This window comes from Arcobacter sp. L, from assembly GCF_000284235.1.
Taxonomy (GTDB): domain Bacteria; phylum Campylobacterota; class Campylobacteria; order Campylobacterales; family Arcobacteraceae; genus Aliarcobacter; species Aliarcobacter defluvii.
The window spans coordinates 2,589,966-2,611,645 of sequence record NC_017192.1; the positions used below are offsets into that span (position 1 = coordinate 2,589,966).

The following is a 21,680-nucleotide window of genomic DNA, read 5'->3' on the forward strand; positions in this document are numbered from 1 at the left end:
TCTATAATTTTAGAAAATTATCAATGATTTTATATCCATGCTCACTCATTATTGATTCAGGGTGAAATTGCACACCATAAATTTGTTTATCTTTTATTTCTAAAGACATAATTTCATTGTCATCTTCACTATGAGAAGTTACGATTATATCTTTTGGTAAATTTTCTTTTGAAACAATTAAAGAGTGATATCTTGTTTGAGTAAACTCTTTTGGAAGACCATCAAAAATTTTTGTATCTTTATCTACTTTTATTAATGAAGTTTTTCCATGCATCATATTTTTTGCTCTTACAACATCTGCTCCAAAAACTTGTCCTATTGCTTGATGTCCTAAACAAATACCAAATATTGGTTTTTTACCTGCAAAATATTTAATTACTTCTAAACAAACCCCAGCATCATCAGGAGTTGCTGGACCTGGAGAAATTATAATTTTTTCAGGATTTAAAGCTTCAATTTCTTCAATGCTCAATTCATCATTTCTAATAATTTTTAAATTTGCACCTAATTCTAAACAATATTGAACAATATTGTAAGTAAATGAATCATAATTATCAATCATTAATATCATGTTTAATTTATTCCTATTTTTTAGTTAAAGTATTATAACAACAATATAATTTGTTTACGTTAAATTAGAATTTTTTATTTTATGATAATCATTCTTAATATATAAGAATGATTAAAGTTTTAAAACTATATCATTTCAATAATAATTATTAATATAGAAAAAGTGAGTGCAATTATGATAAAAAAATTAGCCTTATGTGCAGTTGTTTTAGCAAGTTCTTTGTTCGCTTCAAATGAAGTAAATGTATATTCTCAAAGACATTATGATTCAGATAAGATAATTTATAAAAAATTTGAAGAAGAAACAGGTATTAAGGTAAATGTAATAACAGCACAAGCTGAAGAGCTTGTTGCAAAACTAGCAATTGAAGGTGCAAATACACCAGCTGATGTTTTAATAACAGCAGATATTGGAAATTTATATCAAGCAAAAAAAAGACATCTTTTACAACCAATCGAATCAAAAGTATTAAACGAAAATATTCCTGAAAATTTAAGAGATCCAGACAATAATTGGTTTGCACTTACAAAAAGAGCAAGAGTTTTTGTTTATAATCCAAAAACAGTAAATCCAGCTGATTTAAGTGATTATTTAAGCCTTGCTGATCCAAAATTTAAAGATAAAGTTGTAACACGTTCTTCAACAAGTGGTTATAATAAATCTTTATTAGCTTCAATTATTGCAAACTATGGAGAAGAAAAAGCTTTAGCTTTTGCAAAAGGTTTAGTTTCAAATATGCCTTATAATCCAAAAGGTGCCGATAAAGACCAAATTATTGCAGTTGGTGCTGGTGATGCTGATATTGCAATTGTAAATACTTATTACTTAGGTGTAATGTTAATAAGTAAAGATAAAAAAGACCAAGAAATTGCAAAAAGTTTAAAAATCTTTTTTCCAGCTCAAGAGACAACAGGAACTCATATGAATATTACAGGTGCTGGTGTTACAAATTTTGCTTCAAACAAAGAAAATGCTATCAAATTTATTGAATATCTAAGTTCAATAGAAGCACAAGAAGTATTTGCAGAAGCAAATCAAGAATTCCCAGTAAATCCAAATGCAAAAGCCTCACAAATTGTACAATCTTGGGGAGCATTTAAAGAAGATACAATTTCATTAAATGAAGTTGGGAAATATACTAAAAAAGCTGTTGAAATAGCGACGGAAGCAGATTGGAAATAAATAAATTTAAACGATATATTGCTCCATTTATTGGAGTTTGTATCGCTTCACCAATATTAGCTCTTTTATTATATTTTATTTTTAAAAATGAGTTTGACTTTGATTTTCTATTTGGAAAATTAATGAAACAATATATAACTAATACTACAATATTAGTTATTGGAACTTTTTTTTCTGTTTTAGTTATTGGAACAATTACTTCATATTTAAGTGCTAGATTTGAATACTTTGGAAGCAAATTTTTTGCAATCTGTTTTATCTTACCTCTTGCTTATCCTGCATATATTTTAGGTTATACTTATGTAGGTTTTTTTGAATTTCGAGGAATATTATCTGAGATTGTTGGAAGTAAAAGTGTTAGACTTGATATATTAAATATGTATGGAGCGATTTTTATCTTTGGAATTGCAATGTTTCCTTATGTATATATTTTAGGGAAAGTATCTTTTGGTTCAATTTCATCAACTGTAACTGAACTTATCTCTTTACACAAAATAAATCCTATAAAAGCTTTTTTCAAAGTATATCTTCCTTTAGCATATCCAGCTATTTTTGCAGGTTGTCTTTTAGCAATCTTAGAAACTTTAAGTGATTATGGAACTGTTTTATATTTTGGAATAGATACTTTTAGTATTGGAATATTTAAAAGTTGGTTTGGATATGGAGATTTTTTACAATCAATAAATGTTGCAATTATGTTATTAATTTTTGTATTTGCAATTTTATGGGTTGAGAGTTTAATAAGAAAAAAATATAGATTTGTAAGTTCTACATTTAGTGGGAAAAAAGCACCAAAAATAAAACTTACTGGAAAATATAATTTTATAGCATTTTTTATATCTTTTGTTATTTCACTAATAACTCTATTTATTCCAACAACAATATTAGTTTATTGGTTTATTCTTGATATTCACACACTTGATTTTGAAACTTTTCAATTTTTATCAAATACTTTAACATTAAATTTTATCTCTTCAATAGTGATTATTCTTTTATCATTTTTTGTTGTTTATATGCTTAGATTTTATCCATCTAAAATTGGTAACTTTACACATAAACTATCAATTTTAGGATATTCAATTCCTGGAGCAATTGTTGGTATTGGATTATTAGTTATAAGTAACTTTATTGATAAAGCTTTAAATCATGTTTTGCTTAGTGGAACTTTTTTACTTTTAGTCTTAGCATATACAACTAGATATTTTGCCTCAAGTATTGGTTCAATAGAAAATGGTTTTAGCAAAATTGATTCAAGTATTGATGATGCTAGTAAAATTTTTGGAAAAAGTGAAATAAGTAATATTATAAAAGTTTATTTACCTCTAATGAAACCTTATATTTTAAGTGGTTTTTTAATTTTATATATAGATATTGCAAAAGAATTACCCGCAACTCTTATTTTAAGACCATTTAATTTTGATACACTTGCAATTCAAATTAGCCACCTTGCAAGTAATGAAATGCTTTATAAAACAGGTTTTCCTTCACTGGTACTTGTTTTAACAACTGCTATTGCAGTTTTACTTTTAAACTCTAAATTTGTGAGAAGAAAAATATGAATGATATAGTTCAAATAAAAAAATTACAAAAAATATTTTGTAAAGGAAATATTTGTATTGCAAATAATATAAATTTGTCAATCCAAGAAGGTGAAATATTCACAATTCTTGGAAAAAGTGGAAGTGGAAAAACTACTTTTTTAAGAATGATTGCTGGACTTGAAACTCCTGATGATGGTGAAATTATTATAGACAATAATACAGTTTTTTCAAAAAATAAAAATTTAGAGCCAAAAGATAGAGAAGTTGCTGTTGTATTTCAAAACTATGCTCTTTTACCACATCTTACAATTGCTTCAAATATTACTTTTGGAAGCAAAGCTTCAAAAAAAGATTTAGATGAAGTTTTAGAAAAAACAAAATTAAAAGGACAAGAAAATAAATTTCCTCACGAATTAAGTGGAGGTCAACAACAAAGAGTTGCGCTAGCTCGTGCAATTATCAATAAACCAAAAATCTTACTTCTAGATGAACCTTTAAGTAATATCGATACAGAATTACGAAGTCATTTAAGAGTTGAATTAAAAGAGATGATTAAAGCTTTTAATATTACAGCTTTATTTATAACTCATGATAAAGAAGATGCCTTTTATTTATCTGATAGAATTGCTATTATGCATGGCGGTAATATTTTACAAGTTGGAACAGCAAAAGAGATTTATCACCATCCAAATGATTTATATTGTGCAAACTTTTTAGGTAAGATGACTCAAATTGAAACTAATTCATATATAAGACCTGAACATATAGAGATTTGTTTTGATGGTGAATTTGAAGCTATTATTAAAGAAATAACTTTTTATGGAAGTTTTTACGAGGTTCTAATTATTTCAAATAAAAAAGAATTATTAGTTCATAGTTTTGATGATAATTTGAAGATAGGACAAAAAATAAAATATAAATTCAATGGTGAAATCCTAAAATTTTAATAATTATAAAATAATAAATTTATTTTTTATATAGTAAAATCATTTTATGATTATTAAAAAATTACTTATTATTTTATTATTGTTTATCTTTAATGCTCAAATTAATGCAAATCAAAATATAACTCTCTATTTAGATTGGGGAAATCAATTCCAATTTGCAGGTTATTATATTGCAAAAGAAAAAGGCTATTATGAGAATATAGGCTTAAATGTTGAAATAAAAGAATCAAATAAAGATATAAATATTTTAGATAAAGTAATTAATAATGAAAATAGCTATGGTATTGGGAAATCATCACTTATACTAGATACATTAAGTGGAAAAGATATTATTTTATTATCTAGTATTTATCAAAGTTCTCCTTTAGTTCTATTAAGTCTAAAAAGTCTTAATATAAAAACTATAAAAGATTTAAAAAATAAAAAAATAATGATTACAAATGATGCAATTGAAGCTACATCAATAAAATCAATGATTACATCTCAAAATCTAAATTTAAATGATATAAAAATTCAAAAACATACTTTTAATATTGAAGATTTAATAAATGGAAAAACTGATGTTATGGCTTGTTATCTTTCAAATGAACCACATATTTTGGAAAAAAGAAATATAGAATATAATATTATTGATCCAAATGAATATAATTTTAATTTTTATGAAGGTATTTTATTTACATCAAAAAAAGAATTATTAAACAATTCAATTAGAGTTCAAGATTTTAATGAAGCCTCTTTAAAAGGATGGAAATATGCTTTTGAAAATATTGAAGAAACAGCAAAAATAATTTTTGAAAAATATAATACTCAAAATAAAAGTTTAGAAGATTTAATATATGAAGGTAAAATTTTAAAAAAGCTATCAAAATATAATGAAGGTTTATTAGGAGATATTTCAGCTGAAAAAATAGATGAAATAAAAAAGATTTATACCTTTTTAGGATTAAATAAAGATAATAATAAATTTGATACTAATTCAATTATATTAAATAAAACAAAAATTATTTTGAATAAAGAGAAATTAGATTATTTAAGAAATAATCATTTTACTCTTTTAGTTGAAGATAATAAAATACCTTTTTCCTTTAAATTAACAAATGAATTTAAAGGTATAGAAATTGATTTTTGGGATTTTATTTCTAAAAAATTAAATAAACCTTTTAATTTAGAAGAGACTATCAGCAATAAATTATTTAATATTTTCTCAAATACAATAAAGGCAAGATTTGTTTATAGCTTAAAAAAAATTACAAGTGATAAATATATATTAAGTAATTCTATTGCTCAAATTCCAATAGCCATAGTTACAAAAAATGACAAAAATTATATTAGTGATTTATCAGTATTAGAAAATGTAAAAATTGGAGTATTTGATAGTTTAAAAATAATTCCAATATTAGAAAAAGAATATCCAAATATTAAATTTGTAAAAATTGATTCTATTGACAATGGTTTTTATAAACTGAAGAACAATGAAATTTTTGGATTTATAGATAATATTTATGCTCTTTCTCATAATATAAATAAAAATAAACTTCATAATTTAAAAATAAACACCACTTTAAATTACTTTTTAAATATGTTTTTACAAGTAGAAAATAAAGATAAAGAATTTGTTGAGTTAGTAAACTATACCATAAGTAAATTGACTAAAAACGAACAAAAATCTATATTAAATAATTATCAACAAATTTTGTATCATGATAGTATTACTTATTTACAAATTTTAAAATTCATACTTCCTTTAGTTCTATTATTATTCATTTTTTTATTCTTCAACCTAAGACTAAAAAAAGAGATTGAGAAAAGAAAAAAAGCTGAAATAGAACTTTTAAAACTTGCAAATAAAGATAGTTTAACAAATATCTATAATAGAAGAAAAATTGAAGAAATTTGTGAACATGAGCTATTAAGAAGTAAACGATACCTTACTCAATTCTCAATAATATTTTTTGATTTAAATGATTTCAAACTAATAAATGATAAATTTGGTCATCATATGGGTGATGTTGTTTTAATAAAAGTCGCTCAAATTATAAATAAACATATAAGACAAACTGATAGTTTTGGAAGATGGGGAGGAGACGAATTTTTGATTGTTTTACCTCAAACAAACAAAGAACAAACAAAAAGTATAATCTTTGGATTAGAAAGAAATTTAAATACTATTGAATTTGAATTTGACAAATCTTTAAAAATTAGCTGTAGCTTTGGATTTACAGAATATGAAAAAGATGATACATTAGATTCATTACTCAAAAAAGCAGATGAATCAATGTATATAGCAAAAGCCAATTATAAAAAACTAAAAAAGAATCAATCAAAAGATTAATTCTTTTTATTATTCTTCTTCAATTGCACCAACTGGCTCTAAAGCTGCTAAATAATCTTTAAATCTTGTTTGACCTAAATTATCTGCTTTGTAATCATTTATAAGTTTTTCAACATAATCAACAACACCTGTAGCTGGAACTTTTACTCCAATTTTTCTTGAAAGTCTACTTTTACTTGTTCCTTCTAAATTTCCACCTAAAAGAACTTCATAACCTTCAACTCTTTCACCTTCATGTCTTATCATTCCACCAACAAATCCAATATCAGAAATTTGTGGTTGAGAACAACCATTTCCACATCCTGAGAATGAAATAGTTACATCTTCAATAAATTCTGGGAATCTATTTTCAAGTTCAACAACAACTTTTTTTGCAAACTCTTTTGTTTCAGTAATACCAAATTTACAGAACTCTTTTCCTGTACAAGATTGTAATCTTGCTCTAAAAGGAGTTGGTTGATATGGATATCCTAAAGCTACAAATTCATCAGCTAAAGCTTGAACTACCTCATCTTTAACACCATAAACTACAAAATTTTGAGTTGCTGTTAAAGCTAAACCTTCTGCATTATATTTTTCACAAATTTCATACATTTTTGCAAAATCAGTTCCCGGAACTCTTCCTGAATTAGTTGCAAAACCAACATAAGAATATCCCTCTTGTTTTGATTTATTAATTCCAAAATGATTTCTATTTTCAAATGAAGCAATTTTTGGTTCAACTAAACCTTCTTGTAATTTGTATCCAATTACTTTTTCAATTTCATCAACGAATTTTTCAATTCCCCAATCATTTAATAAGTGTCTAACCCTTGCTTTATTTCTATTATCTCTATTTCCATTATCTCTAAAAATTTCAGCACATGCAACTGCAACATCTAAAACTTGTTCTGGTTTTACATATCTATTTGCACGTGTAGCTATTTGTTTTGATTTTGATAAACCACCACCAATTGTTAAATCAAATAAAACTTCACCATTATCTGCTTTAAATGCAGTAAATGCAACATCTTGGATTTCATGTGCTGCACAATGACATTTACATCCACTAATACCTATTTTATATTTTCTTGGGAAGTTACAAAATCTATCATCATTTTTATCAAAGTAAGTATCTACTTGTTTTACAAGTTCTCTTACATCATAAATCTCACCTTCATCAATTCCACTCACTGGACAAGTCATAATTGGTCTTGGTCCATCACCTGAAGCCATTCTTGAAGTTAAACCCACACTTTGTAATAATTCAAAAATTGCTGGCATATCTTTGATTTGAATATAGTGAAATTGAACATTTTGTCTTGTTGTGAAATCTACTAATCCTTGTGCATATTCAAGACCTATTTGTGCCATAACTTTTAGTTGAGCTAAATTCATTTTAGTATCAACTAATTTGATTCTTTTCATAAAATATTTTTTATCTTCTCTGCCATCACTATTTACATGAGGATACATTCCATACCATTTTAATAAACCAATATATTCATCTTTTAAAGGAATGCCTTCTTTTGCTTCTTTATAAATATCATCAATAACTCTTAAAGGATTTCTTGAAGCTTTTAATTGCTCTAATGCAGATAACTCTTTTGCCATAATTTTCTCCTAAAATTTTAAAAATATATAATATCTCAAAATCATTTTATTTTAGAAATTATATCTTAGATTTATAAAAAATAAATTAAATTAATCTTGATTAAATTACTATAGTTATTTTACTTACATATTTAAATAATAAAATTTATCAAAAATAAAAAAATATTTTATCAATTATTATGCATATCATGAAATGTACCGTATTAATTTTCAACTAAAAAATCCCATAAAATAAGCTTTTTTAAAAACATTTTTTTCTTTAAGATTTCTTTCAGATTATTTCGTTTTTTTATGGTTTATAATTGCAATATAGAATAAGAATATAATCTTAGATGATTTTGAATCTTACTACGGTCTTATTCTATCTACTTTTTTCAGGAGAATAAATTGGGTGCTTCATTTACAAATGAGCCTAAAAATTTTGTACCTTTTCTTGACTTATTAAAACAATTAATAAGAGTTCCTTCAGTAACTGGAGCAGAACACTCTTTTTTATTATATTTAAAAAGAGAGTTAGAAGAAATTGGTATAAAAACACAATATTATGATGGTCTATTAGTTGCACAAGGCAAAAATCCTACTAAAGGAATGTTAAGTGCACATATTGATAGACATGGTGTAATTTGTACAGGACCAAATGAATTTCAATTTGCAGCATTTCTTGCTAAAAACCGTTCAGATTTAAGAGGAAACTCATTATCAGAACAAACTTATCAATTAATTGCAAAAAGATATATAAATCAACAAGTTCAAGCTTATGAGCCATGGAGTGGTAGCTATCTTGGAATTGGTAAAATTTGTGATGCTTATATGTGTGAAGAGGTTAATAATCTTATTTTTAAAATAGAAGGATTATCTCATTTACAACCAGGAACACCTATTGCATTTAGTGATAAATTGAAAAGAGATGATGATTTAATATCAGCACAACTTGACAATGTAATTTCAGCAGCAATAATAATTTATTTATATCAAAATGGTTTTCAAGGAACAGCATTTTTTACAGCACAAGAAGAAGCTGGTAAATCTTGGAGATACGTATATGAATGGTTTAAAAAAAATAACGTGACAACAAATGAGTTATTGGTATTAGATACAAGTCCTTATGATACTAGAATTGAAGCAGATGTTCAACAAGTAGTTTTAAGAAATAGAGATGCGAATGCTAGATTTAAATCTCCTATTTTAAAACAACTTAAAAATTTTTGTCATAAAAATGGTATTGATTTTTCTTGTAAAGATATTTTTATACAAGAAAAAAATAAAATAAGAAAAGAAAAAGGTTTACCACTATTAACTTTAGGTAGTACTGAACTTGGAAGAATTGTTATGGAATCACGTGGAAATATCCAAGGTGCAACATTACAAATACCAACTACAGGTTATCACACAGTTGAAGAAACAGCATCAATAAAGTCTGTTAAAACAATTTTATATATATTAAGCAGTTTATATATAGAAAAAAGTGCTTAAATACAAAAATAAAACTATATTAATTTAGAGGAATTTGAAATTATGGATTTAGCTATTATTTATGAATTAAGAGCAAACGATGTAAGCGAAGAGCATATTGAATTAATCATGAGTAGAGTAAAAAATAGATTGACTGAAGAGAATATTGATAAAGAACTTGTAAAGTTAGGTTATCCTAAAATATTCACTGTAGATTATGATGAATATGATAACTATGATTTTGATGACGACTACAGTCCTAGTCACAAGGGAAATTATGAAGAAATTGACTAATAAAGAATTAGTAAAAATATATTATGATGAATTATGGAATAAACAAAATAAAGATTATATTGATATTCTATTTGATGATAATATAACTTTTCACGGATCTTTGGACATTGATGTAAAAGGCAAAAAACAGTTCGAAGAGTATATGGATACTATTTTAACAGGTATTCCAAATCTTTTCCATAGTATTATTACTATGATTTGTGAAGGTGATACTATTGCGGTTAAAGCATTGTATAATGGTAGACATACTGGTAAGTTATTTGACTTTGAGCCAAGTAACAATAAAATCGCTTATAATGGAGCATCTTTTTTCAAATTTAAAGATGGCAAGATTATAGACGTTTGGGTACTTGGTGATTTAAAAACTCTTATCAAGCAACTTTCATAAACTTACGTTTATGAAAGGAAGCATTTGACTCAAATTAGCAATAAAATTTATTGCTCTGATTTTTTAATTTCATTTGATATTGAAACTAAATTATTACCTAATCCTTATTATGATTATCCTTTTTTAATTATTGAAAACTTTCTGGATGAAAATGAGTGTTATGAAATAAATAAAAAAGTAAAAGAAGATGATGATTATCAAAAAGCGCAAATAAAAATACAAAAACTTATTACAACAGCAAAGATAAATGAAAAAATTAGAAAAACAAATATCTACTCTCTTAATGAGAAATATTTAGAAATTTATACAAAAAAATTTTTGAACTATCAACCAATAATAGAAGAATATTTCAAGTTAGCACTAACAACATCAACAAATATTCAAGTTTTAGAATATATAAAAGATTCTTTTTACGCAATGCATAGTGATGATTCAAGTATGATATATAAAGATAATGAACTTATAGGTTTTGTACCAGTTGCCAAACAAAGAAAAGTTTCGAGTGTACTATTTACAACATCAACTAATAAAGTTGCAAGTGATAATAGTTTTACAGGAGGAGAACTTTTATTTAATTTTTTGTTTGATAAAAATGGTAATGAAATAAAAATAGAACCAAAAGCAGGAATGATGTTGGTCTTTTTAAGTAATCCCTATTTTACACATGAAGTTTTAAAAGTAATAAAAGGAAGAAGAATAAGTCTAGTTCAATGGCATAATGCAATCATAAATTAGAATTAAAGTGCATCAACAAAGAAGAAAGTTAATTTGACTATAATTACAAAAATTTTTAATATTAAGAGAAAAAATGACATTAGATGAAAATCAACTAAAAGAGTTCCATGAAAATGGTTTTTTAGTTCTTAAGAAATTTGTAAATGAAGTTTTTTGCGATGCAATTTTAGAAAAAGCAAAAGAACATTTACTTAAAAAACAAGCTCCCATCGAGAGTGAACAAGAATATATGAATCTTGATGAAAATAATATTACAGTAAGAAGATTAAGACAAGTTTATGATAGAGAAGAAGTTTTTAGAAGTTGGATGACAAATGAAAAAATTAGACCTATTTTAAAACAAATATTAAATGATACTCCTGTTTTAACTTTAGCTCATCATAATTCAATAATGACGAAATTACCAAAAGAAAGCACTAGAACTTATTGGCATCAAGATAGACGTTATTGGAATTTTGAAAATAATGATTTAGTTTCAGTTTGGCTTGCACTTGGTGATGAAAATCTCAAAAATGGATTATTGGAGTTTATTCCTGCTTCTCATAAAATTACTTTTGAAAAAGAACAATTTGATGAAAAAAGCAATTTTTTAGATAAACATCCTAAAAATATTGAACTTATAAAAACAAGAAATCATACAAATTTAGAAAAAGGAGATGTTGTATTATTTCACTGTAAAACACTTCATCATGCAAATAAAAATACAACAGATACTCCAAAAATATCTTTTGTTTACACAGTTAGAGCTGCTTCAAACAAACCAACAAACAACACAAGAAGTGATTTTAAAGAGGTAATACTTGACTGATAATTTAATAAACTTACTAGAGCAAAAAACATCATTTTCTAAAGGTGTAATTCAAAACATATTAAAACTTTTAGAAGATGGATGTACAATTCCTTTTATTGCTCGATATAGAAAAGATTTAACTTCAAATGCAACAGATGAACAACTTCGTGATTTTGAAGAGATTTATAACTACTCATTAAAACTTTTAAATAGAAAAGAAGAAATTATCTCTATTTTAAAAGAGAGAAATTTTTTAGATGAAAAAATCCAAAATTACATAAATAATGCAACAACTTTACAAATGTTAGAAGATATTTATGCACCTTTTAAAGACAAAAAATCTTCAAGAACCTCAACAGCTATTGAAAATGGACTTGAACCTCTTGCAAATATTATTCAAAGTATGAAATACTCACTTGATGAAATAAATCAAAAAGCAAAACAGTTTTTAAATAAAGAAGTAGCAACTATAGAAGATGCAATAAATGGAGCTAGTGATATTATCGCACAAAGATATGCCGATGATTTTAGAACAAAAGAAGTGATTAGAAATATTGTTTTAAACTATGGAATAATAGAAACTAAAAAAACAAAAACATTTAATGAAAATGGTGTTTATGTAAGTGTTGCAAATATTAGTGAAAAAGTGAAATATATAAAATCACATAGATTTTTAGCAATCAATAGAGCTGTAAATGAAAAAGAGTTAACAGTAAAAATCGAAGTTGATGAAAACTATATCTTAGAAAATATAAAAAAATATAAAATCCCAGCAAGTGCCTCAAGCTCAAAAGAGTTAGTTTTTGAAGCCTACAAAGATGGATTAAAAAGATTACTTCTTCCAAGTCTAAAAAGAGAAGCTCTAAGTGAACTAAAAGAGAAAGCTTCAAGTGAAGCAATCACACTTTTTGGGAAAAATCTAAAAGAGTTACTTCTTACTCCTCCTCTTGTAAATCAAGTGATTTTAGGAATGGATCCGGGATTTGTAAGTGGTTGTAAATTAGCAGTAATTGATGAAAATGGAAATTATCTAGCTTCAAATGTGATTTATCCAACCAAACCAAAAGAGGATTTTGTAAACTCATCAAAAGTAGTTTTAGAGTTAATCAAAAAATATAAAATCAACTCAATAGCAATAGGAAATGGAACAGCTTCACAAGAGACAGCAGCATTTATATCAAAATTGATAAATGAAAATAACTTAGATGTAAAATATGCAGTTGTTAGTGAAATAGGAGCAAGTGTTTATTCAGCTTCAAAAATAGCAATGATGGAATATCCAAATCTAGATGTAACAATAAGAGGTGCAATTTCAATAGCCCAAAGACTTCGTGACCCAATGGCAGCTTTAGTAAAAATAGACCCAAAATCACTAGGAATTGGACAATATCAACACGATGTAAATCAAAAAGAATTAGAACAAAAACTTGAAAATGTAACTGTGGATTTAGTAAATAAAGTGGGAGTTGATATAAACTCAGCTTCATATAAACTGCTTTCATTTATCTCTGGAATCTCAGAAAAACTAGCCCTTAATATAATAGAACACAAAGAAAAAATCAAAAACTTCAAAACAAAAGCAGAACTTCTAAAAGTAAAAGGAATAGGAGCAAAAGCCTATGAACAATCAGTTGGATTTTTAAGAATCAAAGATGGAAAAAGTATCTTAGATAATACAGCAATTCATCCAGAAAACTACGATGTAGTTGAGAAATTGCAAAAAAAATACAAAATAGAAGAGATAAAAGATAATCAAATTGAAGAAATTTCTAAAGAGTTAAACTGCCCTATTTTACTTCTAAAAGATATTATTGCAGAACTTCTAAAACCTGGCTACGATGTAAGAAGTGAATTTGACACAGTAGAGTTTTCAAAAGATATTAAAACAATAGAAGACCTAAAAGAAGGATTCATAATAAGTGGAGTGGTAAGAAACATCACTGACTTCGGAGCTTTTGTAGATATAGGCCTAAAAAATGACGGTTTAATTCACATCTCACAAATAAGCGAAAAAAGAATTTCACATCCAATGGATGTTTTAAGCATAAATCAACAGTTGAAAAATATCAAAGTTATTAGTATTGATTTGGAGAAACAGCGGGTTGGGTTGAGTTTAAAGTAATTATTTAAGAATTATTTTAATACTATAATAATTATAATGAAAAGGTACATAAATGCAAACATGTTTTATAATTCAGCCATTTGATAATGGACAATTTGATAAAAGATACAAAGATACAATTGAACCTGCCATCAAAAATTTAGGATTAACCCCATATAGAGTTGATGAAGATCACAGCACTATCGTGCCTATAGAAAATATTGAAAAAGGGATTAGAGATTCTGTAATTTGTTTAGCTGATATAAGTGAAGATAATCCAAATGTCTGGTATGAACTAGGGTATGCATTTTCTGCAAATAAACAAGTTATACTAATCTGCTCTAAAGAAAGAGATAAATTTCCATTTGATATTAGACATAGAACAATTATCAGATATTCAAAAGATTCTATGCGAGATTTTACAGAACTCCAAGAAAAAATTGAAAAAAAAGTTAAAGCACTTTTAGAAAAGCAAGAGACTTATTCTAAAATTTCATCAGATAGTATCGCTAAGGTTGAAGGATTATCACAACATGAGTTAATTACAATTGTTTCTATAGTAGAAAACTTAGATGAACCAAATAGTAATGTAGCTGCATATAGTATAAAACAAGATGTAGAAAACAGTGGTTTTACAAAAATGGCTTGTGTTCTTGGATTACAAAGTTTAGAGAAAAAAAAATTTATTCTATATACACCATATCAAGATTATAATGGAAATGAATATTTTGCTTATCAACTTACAGAATTAGGTTGGAATTGGATTAATAAAAATCAAGATACATTCGAAATGAAAAAAACTCAGGTTACAAATCAAATAGTAGATTTTGATGAAAATGAAATACCGTTTTAAAATGTGAGCATTTTCAAAATAGCGTAAAGAAAAATTTATATAAATTCGTAAAGAAATTTGAACTGTTTGAGACGAAGGCATGGAGTCGAATTTTCTCAAAGAGAGTGCAAGCACAGCAAATTTTAGAATCTCTATAATTTTTTTAGCTATTTTGAAGCTTCGCGAACGCTTTTCTTTTTGCTACTTTTTCTTTACTAAAAAGAAAAAGTAACTTAAGTAAGATTAATTATTTTTTAAAAGCGATTGTATCTACTTCAACTAAAACATTTTTTGGTAATGTTTTAACAGCAACTGTACTTCTAGCAGGTGCAGTTTCACCTTTGAAATATTGACCGTAGATTTCATTGAAAGCTACAAAATTATCCATATCTGATAAATAACAAGTAGTTTTTAAAACATTTTCAAAAGAACTTCCAGCTTCTTCTAAAACTGCTTTTAGATTTTCCATAACTTGTTTTGTTTGTTCTTGAACTCCACCATTTACTATTTCCATAGTTGTTGGGTCTAGTGCAATTTGTCCTGAAGTGAAAATTAGTTTATCAAATGCTGTTGCTTGATTATATGGTCCAATTGCACTTGGTGCTTTTGATGTTGAAATTATTGTTTTCATTTTTATCCTTTTTTAATAGTTCAATTTTAATTTTTGGTATTATACAAGCTTCTTACTTTCTATTGGGAAAAATAGTTCAAAATCTTTTCTGATATGACATAAGACCTCATGATTTGCTTTAATAAAACCTTTATACTCGAGTGCAGCTAAAACAACTGCTTTTGAGTAATTAAGTACAGTTTCATCTTCTAAATATTTATTTACATCTACCCATTTTGCATCTATTATTTCATGAGTATCTTGAATATTTATTTCATAAGTTTTAGGATTTGCAGTACATAATACATATAAGTTTGACTTGTGAAATTGATGAGGAAAAAAATGCCCTAAAGATATAATAGACTCAAATTCAACTTCTATACCTGTCTCTTCAAAAACTTCTCTTACAACAGCAGTTGAAATCATTTCACCATTATCTATATGACCACCTGGAAGTTTATATCCAATATTTGAAATTTTTTCTTTTATTACTAGAAGTTCATTATTTTCATTTATTACAACTGCACCAACTCCTAAAGTATGATTTGCACAAGTTGGAATGACTGCATTTTCTTTTAATCTTTTTACAACTAACACATAATCTTCATCACAAGAGTGAAAAATAAAACCTCTTTGTGTACAAATTGGAATAAAATCTGATTTTTTAATATCTATATATATCCAAATTAGATTTCTTTTATTTTCAACTTCATTTATTAAAAAGTCTAAATTTATTTCAAACTCTTCTTTAGTTGATGGTAAATCTTTTGATTCTATTGTGATTCCATTATATGGATCAAGTACGGTGTCAAAACACCCTATTCTTTCTAAACTTGTATTCATCATAATCCTTTAAAATCAAAAGTAATTATAGACAAATTAAAATTAAACATATCGAATAGGTAAGTAATAATCCAAAATAAACTCTTCATCTAAACTTAAAAAATGATTCTTTTGGTAAATTGTATATGAAGGACTTGGTGTTGTTTCATATCCACTATCTATCAACCAAGTATGATATACCCATTGAATAAGTTTTATTACATCTCCATATTTTCCAGTTAATGAAAATTTTGCATATATTCCTTTTGGGATTATCAAAGTTGGAAGAGACAAATCTTTTAAATACTCTTGTTCATTTTCAATTGCAGCTATTGCAATATACTGACAATCTTCAAGTGGAGTAATAATTGGATTATCATGATGCAGAGCCATTTGTTTATACTCTTTTATATCATTTGTATAAATCCAAGTTTGTAATTTTTGCCATGTTTTTTTAATTGTTCTATCATATCCTTTATGTCTTATATAGTAACCTTTAATTTCAGGCATTTTCACTATACTTGGTTCTATTTTTGAAAAATCTATTGTTTCATTATTTGATGATATTTTTTCAACTATTTTATTTGAATACTCTTTATAACCACCATTTTTCCACATTTTAGGTGTCATTAAAAATCTTTCTTTAAAAGCTCTTAAAAATGAAGTTTGAGAGCTATAACCTGTCATTTTAGCAATATCTGTAATTGTTGAATATTTATTTGTTATAAGTAAATTTGCAGCTTTTTCAAGTCTAATTGCTTTTATACTTTCATAAATATTTTTACCAAATTCTTCTTTAAATATTCGATGAAGATGAAATTTACTTATGTTTAATTCCACACTTAATTCATCAATATTAATATTAGTATCTATATATTTGTATATATAATTCATAACATCATTTGCAATTCTTGCTCGTTTTTCATATGTCTCTTTTTTCATAATAATATTATAGCAACAAAAGTACATAAAATTAGCAAAAATAGATAATAATAAAAGCATTTTATGTAAAGAATAAAATATCAAATTCGTGTATTCTTTCACAAATAAAAAGGAGATTTATGAAAAGATCATTTATTAGAGAAATCCTTGAAGCAATTGATGAAGAGACTATTTCATTTGCAGGTGGACTTCCAAGTGAAAAACTATTTCCAAGAGATGATTTAAAAGTTGCAACTTTAACAGCCTTAGATAATCCAAAAATTTATCAATATGGGATTAGCAATGGAATTAATGAATTAAGAGAGCAAATAGCATCACGATACACAAAAGAAGGATTTCCTACAACAAAAGATAATATTTTAATAACAACAGGAAGTCAACAAGCTATGTATATTCTTGCAAAATTCTTTGAAAGTAAAGATATTACTATTGAAGAACCTTCATATTTAGGTGCAATGAATATATTTAGATTAAATCATTTAAATATGTTTGGGGTTAAACTTGAAGATGATGGGATAAATGTAGAAGAATTTGAAAAAAGTTTTAAAGAAACAAAATTAGCATATTTAATTCCAGATTTTCAAAATCCATCAGCTACAACATATTGTGATGAAAAAAGAGAAGAAATTGCAAAAATTGTAAAAAAATATGATGGAATTTTAATAGAAGATAGTCCATATAGTGAACTATTTTTTGATAAAAAAAATATAGCTATAAGTTCAAAATTACCAAAAAATTCTTTCCATTTAGGAAGTTTTTCAAAAACTTTAGTTCCAAGTTTAAGAATCGGTTGGATTAGAGCAGATGAGGAATTATTAAAATCATTAATGATTATAAAAGAGAGCATAGATTTACACTCTTGTGGTATTTCTCAATATATCTTAGCTGAATACTTAAAAGATGAAGAAAAATATGAAAGACATCTTCAAGAAATTAGAGATGATTATGCAAAAAAAGCAAACTATTTTTCAGAACAATTAAATAAAATTATGCCTGAATTTAAACATCAAAAACCAAAAGGTGGAATGTTTTTATATGGAAGTTTTGAAGAAGGAATTGATACATTTGCATTAGTTCAAGAATGCTTAAAGAAAAAAGTTGTTTTTGTTCCAGGAAATCAATTTTATATAGATAAAGTACCTAATCCAGAAATTAGATTTAACTATACTCACTCAAATTTTGAACAAATTGAAAAAGGTATAAAACTTATAAAAAGTTGTTTATAGAATAAGAGATTTTTCTCTTATTTTATAACTTAAATTTATTCTTTAATAATCTATAAATTCTTACTATTTTTTCTTTTAACCTGTTTTTAGATATAAAAATTTCCTCTTTCAACTCTTTTTTTAGAATCATTGTTTTTTCTTTTATTAATAAATATGCTTTTGACATTTTTATTTTATTTATCAAAAAAATCAATTTTTCATAAATAAAACTAAACCAAGTAAATTCCAATAATTTTTCTTTTGTTACATTAAAAAACCAAAAAATAAGTGCGGCAATAGGAATCTTTAAAAGATACAAAAAGATTCCAAAAATCACATGTCCTGAAATAAAAATAATTCCAGCATAAACCCCTAACAATTCCACAAGAATAAAAGGAATAATAAAGATTAATAAAATTATATAAGGATTTAAACTTAAAATTTTGGGAGTTAAATTCTTAGAAATTTGTAATTCAGATATAAACAAAATGATAGGTTTTGCAAATTTTTCCCAAATTAATTCTTCAAAAATTATATAAATAAATACTAAAAAAATTAAACAGAAATTTAATATTTTTTTATACATTTTATTTATATTTTCTTTTTTTTATTTATATTTTTATAGTAAAAAAAGCCTAACATAGCTAAAAAAATCAAAATAACTATGATAATTGTATGAAGATATTCTTTGATTAAAACTTCATTATTTCCTAAAAAATATCCTAAAAAAGTTAAGATTATGACCCAAATCCCAGCTCCTAAACTTGTATAAATACAAAAAACTAATAAATTCATCTTTGCTAATCCAGCAGGGAAAGAGATATATTGTCTTACACCAGGAATCAATCTTCCTGAGAAAGTTGAAATATGCCCATGAGACTTAAAAAACTCTTCCATTTTTATAATAGTTTCTTCTTTTATAAAAAAATATTTTCCATATTTTATTAAAACTTTTCTTCCAAATTTTATTGCTAAATAGTAGTTAAATAATGCACCAAATAAAGAACCAAGTATTCCCAAAAGAATTACAAGATAAATATTCATTTCACCTTTAAATACTAAATATCCAGCAGGAATCATAACAACTTCTGATGGAAAAGGGAAAAATGAACTTTCTAAAAACATCATTATAAAGATACCAGCATATCCTAAACTACCAACTGTTTCAACAATAAAATTTATTATATTTTCTAACAAAGGTTTCCTTTAGATTAAGTTCTTCCACTTTAATATAGAGTTATTTATAAGTTCAAAGATTTTTTCATTTGTAGGTTCAACTTCATCAAAATAGTCAGATACTATTTTTAAAATATAAAAATCTTTTATATTTTCTTTACATATTTGAGAAAAAAATAAAGCTTGCTTATCAACAAGTAAAGTATCTAAATTTTCATCAGTTTCAAGGGACTGTTCGACAGTTGTAACATTTGCAAAATTCAAGCCTCCAATGAATCTATTTGTACAAAATAGAGTTCCTAAAGCAATACTTCCATCACTACATGAAGCTATACTTAAATCAAATGCTTTTGATATAGAATAATTTTTAAAAATATAATCTAAAGACTTAACTATTAAATCTTTACTTACTCCAGATATTATAAGTAAAATATCATTATTAGAGTATATTTCATTTTTGTTAGAGTTTTCTAATTTTTGTAAATTAAAAAAATCAATAATCGGTTTTGCTTCGATTATTGACGTTGTATGAATTAAAATTTGAGACATAAAATTAAAATTAAGGCGATGCCTTAATTTACTATTTTTTTAGCTCTTTAATTCTTGCAGCTTTACCTTTTAATCCTCTTAAGAAGTGAAGTTTAGCTCTTCTTACTCTTCCTTTTCTTACAACATCAAAAGATTTTAAAGACTCAGAATATAATGGGAAAATTCTTTCTACACCAATTGAATTTGCACCAATTTTTCTAACAGTAAAAGTAGAATCTACACCATTTCCACTTCTAGCAATAACAATACCTTCAAAAAGCTGAATTCTTTTTTTCTCACCTTCTTTAATTTCAACACCAAGTTTAACTGTGTCTCCTGCTTTGAATTGAGGAATTTGTTTTTCTGCAATTTGCGCTGCTTCGAAGCTCGCAATGTATCTATTTTTCATTGTATTTCCCTTTGGCGAAAGTGCCCGCATTTGCAACTTGCGGGGTATCACACTTTTATTTAAATTTTTTGTTTGTAACTAAACCTGGTCTAAAGTATTTTGTTTTGCAAATAGCCAGATTGGTTTTTAGGTCGGCAATTTTACTATGGTTTCCCTTTAAAAATTCTTTAACAACACTTAAATTTTGAAAAATTTCAGGTTTTGTAAAAGAAGGTGCTTCAAGCATATTGTTCTCATAACTTTCAACCTCTAAAGAATCAGCATTTCCAAGTACATTATCAACATTTCTAGAAATTGCATCTGCCATTACTGTAGAAGCTAATTCTCCTCCTGTTAAAATATATTCTCCTATACTAAATACTTCATTTGCATATTTTTCAATAACTCTTTCATCAATTCCTTCATATCTTCCACTTACAAATACTATATTTTTTTTCTTTGCTAATCTTTTTGCATCATTTTGTCTAAATGGCTTTGCAGCTGCTAGTGGAAATATAATATAAGCATCTTCATTTTTCTTTTTTATTTCATCCAAGCAATCAAATAATGGTTGACAAAAAAGAAGCATACCTGCTCCTCCACCTACCATCTGATCATCAACTTTTTTATGTTTATTAGTTGTAAAATCTCTTGGATTATAAAACTCATAAGATATAAAGTTTGATTCAACTGCTCTTTTTAAAATAGAATCTTGAAAATATGGTTCAATTAAATTTGGAAAAAGTGTAACAAATGTAAATTTCAAAATAAAATCTACCTTTTTTTATTGGAATAATAACATATTTATTTTTATTTACAATTAAGCATTATTGATTTACACTTCTTCCTTATTTTTATAGAGGATTTTTATTTGAAATTACTAAATGGTTTTGGGAAAAAATATTTCACATTGTCATCAATACAAGCTTATGCTGTTGCTCCCAAATTGCAAAGTATAGTTACATCTTGTAAAAATCATTTAAATAAAAAATTATTACTATCTTCTGATTGTAATGAAGAGGAAGAATCTCCTCCAAATTTACAAGAAAATTTATCATTACCAATTTTATTAAATTCAAAACCTTGCCACTGTGATTGTTTTTTTAGAAGAAGAACTGCACTAGCAGTAAGCTTATTTAAATTTATTCCTAGATGTCCATTTTATTGCACATTTTTTGCTTTTAGAAGAACTGGTGTTCATCCTCCTATTACTTAATTAATTTTACTTTACAAAAGTTACTACCATCTGTT

General features: G+C 25.7%; 23 protein-coding genes. 13 read left to right on the top strand and 10 right to left on the bottom strand.

What is annotated here, in order from left to right; translation table 11 throughout:
- Nucleotide 1: 1 nt before the first annotated feature.
- Entirely contained in the window at nt 2-571 is a 570-nt protein-coding gene (locus ABLL_RS12765) for an aminodeoxychorismate/anthranilate synthase component II (RefSeq protein ID WP_014475200.1), read from the bottom strand.
- A 174-nt stretch (nt 572-745) separates the two neighbouring features.
- Here ABLL_RS12765 and ABLL_RS12770 point away from each other — a divergent pair, with 174 nt between their 5' ends.
- From ABLL_RS12770 to ABLL_RS12785, 4 genes are read left to right on the top strand one after another with little or no spacing between them, the layout of a single operon-like run.
- Entirely contained in the window at nt 746-1,753 is a 1,008-nt protein-coding gene (locus ABLL_RS12770) for a Fe(3+) ABC transporter substrate-binding protein (protein ID WP_014475201.1), read from the top strand.
- Entirely contained in the window at nt 1,744-3,312 is a 1,569-nt protein-coding gene (locus ABLL_RS12775; RefSeq protein ID WP_014475202.1) for an iron ABC transporter permease, read from the top strand. Before ABLL_RS12770 ends, ABLL_RS12775 begins: the two co-directional genes overlap by 10 nt.
- Nucleotides 3,309-4,241 (top strand): ABC transporter ATP-binding protein, encoded by a 933-nt coding sequence (locus ABLL_RS12780; RefSeq protein ID WP_014475203.1) that lies wholly within the window; start codon nt 3,309-3,311, stop codon nt 4,239-4,241. The genes ABLL_RS12775 and ABLL_RS12780 overlap by 4 nt, the downstream gene beginning before the upstream one ends.
- Before the next feature lie 46 nt (nt 4,242-4,287).
- The gene (locus ABLL_RS12785; RefSeq protein ID WP_014475204.1) at nt 4,288-6,573 is read left to right on the top strand and encodes an ABC transporter substrate-binding protein; all 2,286 of its coding nucleotides are present in this window, start codon (nt 4,288-4,290) and stop codon (nt 6,571-6,573) included.
- Nucleotides 6,574-6,582: 9 nt separating this feature from the next.
- Here ABLL_RS12785 and ABLL_RS12790 read toward each other — a convergent pair whose 3' ends face one another.
- A complete protein-coding gene (locus ABLL_RS12790) occupies nt 6,583-8,166 on the bottom strand; it encodes a nitrite/sulfite reductase (RefSeq protein ID WP_014475205.1) in 1,584 nt (527 codons plus the stop codon).
- Nucleotides 8,167-8,553: 387 nt separating this feature from the next.
- Between ABLL_RS12790 and ABLL_RS12795 the strand changes: the two genes are divergently transcribed.
- The 7 genes from ABLL_RS12795 to ABLL_RS12825 all read left to right on the top strand — a co-directional run bounded on the left by ABLL_RS12795 (nt 8,554) and on the right by ABLL_RS12825 (nt 14,779).
- Nucleotides 8,554-9,639 (top strand): hypothetical protein, encoded by a 1,086-nt coding sequence (locus ABLL_RS12795; protein ID WP_014475206.1) that lies wholly within the window; start codon nt 8,554-8,556, stop codon nt 9,637-9,639.
- Between the two features lie 42 nt (nt 9,640-9,681).
- Complete coding sequence (locus ABLL_RS12800; RefSeq protein ID WP_014475207.1) at nt 9,682-9,912, top strand: hypothetical protein; 231 nt, start codon at nt 9,682-9,684, stop codon at nt 9,910-9,912.
- The gene (locus ABLL_RS12805) at nt 9,896-10,300 is read left to right on the top strand and encodes an ester cyclase (protein ID WP_041654906.1); all 405 of its coding nucleotides are present in this window, start codon (nt 9,896-9,898) and stop codon (nt 10,298-10,300) included. Before ABLL_RS12800 ends, ABLL_RS12805 begins: the two co-directional genes overlap by 17 nt.
- Before the next feature lie 24 nt (nt 10,301-10,324).
- Nucleotides 10,325-11,035: a 2OG-Fe(II) oxygenase gene (locus ABLL_RS12810; RefSeq protein ID WP_014475209.1), complete on the top strand. Its 711-nt coding sequence runs from the start codon at nt 10,325-10,327 to the stop codon at nt 11,033-11,035.
- 73 nt (nt 11,036-11,108) lie between these two features.
- A complete protein-coding gene (locus ABLL_RS12815) occupies nt 11,109-11,843 on the top strand; it encodes a phytanoyl-CoA dioxygenase family protein (protein WP_014475210.1) in 735 nt (244 codons plus the stop codon).
- Nucleotides 11,836-13,947, top strand: coding sequence for a helix-hairpin-helix domain-containing protein (locus tag ABLL_RS12820; protein ID WP_014475211.1), 2,112 nt, complete (start codon nt 11,836-11,838; stop codon nt 13,945-13,947). The genes ABLL_RS12815 and ABLL_RS12820 overlap by 8 nt, the downstream gene beginning before the upstream one ends.
- Nucleotides 13,948-13,999: 52 nt before the next feature.
- Nucleotides 14,000-14,779 carry a hypothetical protein gene (locus ABLL_RS12825; protein ID WP_014475212.1) on the top strand — a complete coding sequence of 260 codons (780 nt, stop codon included), beginning with the start codon at nt 14,000-14,002 and terminating at the stop codon, nt 14,777-14,779.
- A gap of 226 nt (nt 14,780-15,005) precedes the next feature.
- Here ABLL_RS12825 and ABLL_RS12830 read toward each other — a convergent pair whose 3' ends face one another.
- From ABLL_RS12830 to ABLL_RS12840, 3 genes are read right to left on the bottom strand one after another with little or no spacing between them, the layout of a single operon-like run.
- Nucleotides 15,006-15,389, bottom strand: coding sequence for a RidA family protein (locus ABLL_RS12830; protein ID WP_014475213.1), 384 nt, complete (start codon nt 15,387-15,389; stop codon nt 15,006-15,008).
- A gap of 39 nt (nt 15,390-15,428) precedes the next feature.
- The gene (locus ABLL_RS12835; protein WP_014475214.1) at nt 15,429-16,211 is read right to left on the bottom strand and encodes an NUDIX domain-containing protein; all 783 of its coding nucleotides are present in this window, start codon (nt 16,209-16,211) and stop codon (nt 15,429-15,431) included.
- 42 nt (nt 16,212-16,253) lie between these two features.
- On the bottom strand, nt 16,254-17,132 hold the full coding sequence (locus ABLL_RS12840) for a GyrI-like domain-containing protein (RefSeq protein WP_014475215.1): 879 nt from the start codon (nt 17,130-17,132) through the stop codon (nt 16,254-16,256).
- A gap of 119 nt (nt 17,133-17,251) precedes the next feature.
- Between ABLL_RS12840 and ABLL_RS12845 the strand changes: the two genes are divergently transcribed.
- Nucleotides 17,252-18,358 (top strand): PLP-dependent aminotransferase family protein, encoded by a 1,107-nt coding sequence (locus ABLL_RS12845; RefSeq protein WP_014475216.1) that lies wholly within the window; start codon nt 17,252-17,254, stop codon nt 18,356-18,358.
- A gap of 22 nt (nt 18,359-18,380) precedes the next feature.
- On the opposite strand, the gene ABLL_RS12850 is transcribed toward ABLL_RS12845, so the two are convergent.
- Genes ABLL_RS12850 through trmD form a run of 5 tightly spaced genes read right to left on the bottom strand, consistent with a single transcriptional unit; the run spans nt 18,381 to nt 21,195 of the window.
- On the bottom strand, nt 18,381-18,923 hold the full coding sequence (locus ABLL_RS12850; RefSeq protein ID WP_014475217.1) for a hypothetical protein: 543 nt from the start codon (nt 18,921-18,923) through the stop codon (nt 18,381-18,383).
- Nucleotides 18,924-18,928: 5 nt separating this feature from the next.
- Nucleotides 18,929-19,534, bottom strand: coding sequence for a DedA family protein (locus ABLL_RS12855; protein WP_014475218.1), 606 nt, complete (start codon nt 19,532-19,534; stop codon nt 18,929-18,931).
- Between the two features lie 9 nt (nt 19,535-19,543).
- Nucleotides 19,544-20,062: a hypothetical protein gene (locus ABLL_RS12860; RefSeq protein ID WP_014475219.1), complete on the bottom strand. Its 519-nt coding sequence runs from the start codon at nt 20,060-20,062 to the stop codon at nt 19,544-19,546.
- 31 nt (nt 20,063-20,093) lie between these two features.
- Nucleotides 20,094-20,450, bottom strand: coding sequence for a 50S ribosomal protein L19 (gene rplS / locus ABLL_RS12865; protein WP_014475220.1), 357 nt, complete (start codon nt 20,448-20,450; stop codon nt 20,094-20,096).
- 55 nt (nt 20,451-20,505) lie between these two features.
- A complete protein-coding gene (gene trmD, locus ABLL_RS12870; RefSeq protein ID WP_014475221.1) occupies nt 20,506-21,195 on the bottom strand; it encodes a tRNA (guanosine(37)-N1)-methyltransferase TrmD in 690 nt (229 codons plus the stop codon).
- Nucleotides 21,196-21,300: 105 nt separating this feature from the next.
- On the opposite strand from trmD, the gene ABLL_RS12875 reads away from it, so the two are divergent.
- Entirely contained in the window at nt 21,301-21,645 is a 345-nt protein-coding gene (locus ABLL_RS12875) for a hypothetical protein (protein WP_014475222.1), read from the top strand.
- Nucleotides 21,646-21,680 lie beyond the last annotated feature (35 nt).

What these genes read in the sequence shown, in the direction of transcription:
- ABLL_RS12765 (WP_014475200.1), bottom strand. Translation starts at nt 571, where the DNA reads ATGATATTAATGATTGATAATTATGATTCATTTACTTACAATATTGTT.
- ABLL_RS12770 (WP_014475201.1), top strand. Translation starts at nt 746, where the DNA reads ATGATAAAAAAATTAGCCTTATGTGCAGTTGTTTTAGCAAGTTCTTTG.
- ABLL_RS12780 (WP_014475203.1), top strand. Translation starts at nt 3,309, where the DNA reads ATGAATGATATAGTTCAAATAAAAAAATTACAAAAAATATTTTGTAAA.
- ABLL_RS12785 (WP_014475204.1), top strand. Translation starts at nt 4,288, where the DNA reads ATGATTATTAAAAAATTACTTATTATTTTATTATTGTTTATCTTTAAT.
- ABLL_RS12790 (WP_014475205.1), bottom strand. Translation starts at nt 8,166, where the DNA reads ATGGCAAAAGAGTTATCTGCATTAGAGCAATTAAAAGCTTCAAGAAAT.
- ABLL_RS12800 (WP_014475207.1), top strand. Translation starts at nt 9,682, where the DNA reads ATGGATTTAGCTATTATTTATGAATTAAGAGCAAACGATGTAAGCGAA.
- ABLL_RS12805 (WP_041654906.1), top strand. Translation starts at nt 9,896, where the DNA reads ATGAAGAAATTGACTAATAAAGAATTAGTAAAAATATATTATGATGAA.
- ABLL_RS12815 (WP_014475210.1), top strand. Translation starts at nt 11,109, where the DNA reads ATGACATTAGATGAAAATCAACTAAAAGAGTTCCATGAAAATGGTTTT.
- ABLL_RS12825 (WP_014475212.1), top strand. Translation starts at nt 14,000, where the DNA reads ATGCAAACATGTTTTATAATTCAGCCATTTGATAATGGACAATTTGAT.
- ABLL_RS12830 (WP_014475213.1), bottom strand. Translation starts at nt 15,389, where the DNA reads ATGAAAACAATAATTTCAACATCAAAAGCACCAAGTGCAATTGGACCA.
- ABLL_RS12835 (WP_014475214.1), bottom strand. Translation starts at nt 16,211, where the DNA reads ATGAATACAAGTTTAGAAAGAATAGGGTGTTTTGACACCGTACTTGAT.
- ABLL_RS12840 (WP_014475215.1), bottom strand. Translation starts at nt 17,132, where the DNA reads ATGAAAAAAGAGACATATGAAAAACGAGCAAGAATTGCAAATGATGTT.
- ABLL_RS12845 (WP_014475216.1), top strand. Translation starts at nt 17,252, where the DNA reads ATGAAAAGATCATTTATTAGAGAAATCCTTGAAGCAATTGATGAAGAG.
- ABLL_RS12850 (WP_014475217.1), bottom strand. Translation starts at nt 18,923, where the DNA reads ATGTATAAAAAAATATTAAATTTCTGTTTAATTTTTTTAGTATTTATT.
- ABLL_RS12860 (WP_014475219.1), bottom strand. Translation starts at nt 20,062, where the DNA reads ATGTCTCAAATTTTAATTCATACAACGTCAATAATCGAAGCAAAACCG.
- rplS (WP_014475220.1), bottom strand. Translation starts at nt 20,450, where the DNA reads ATGAAAAATAGATACATTGCGAGCTTCGAAGCAGCGCAAATTGCAGAA.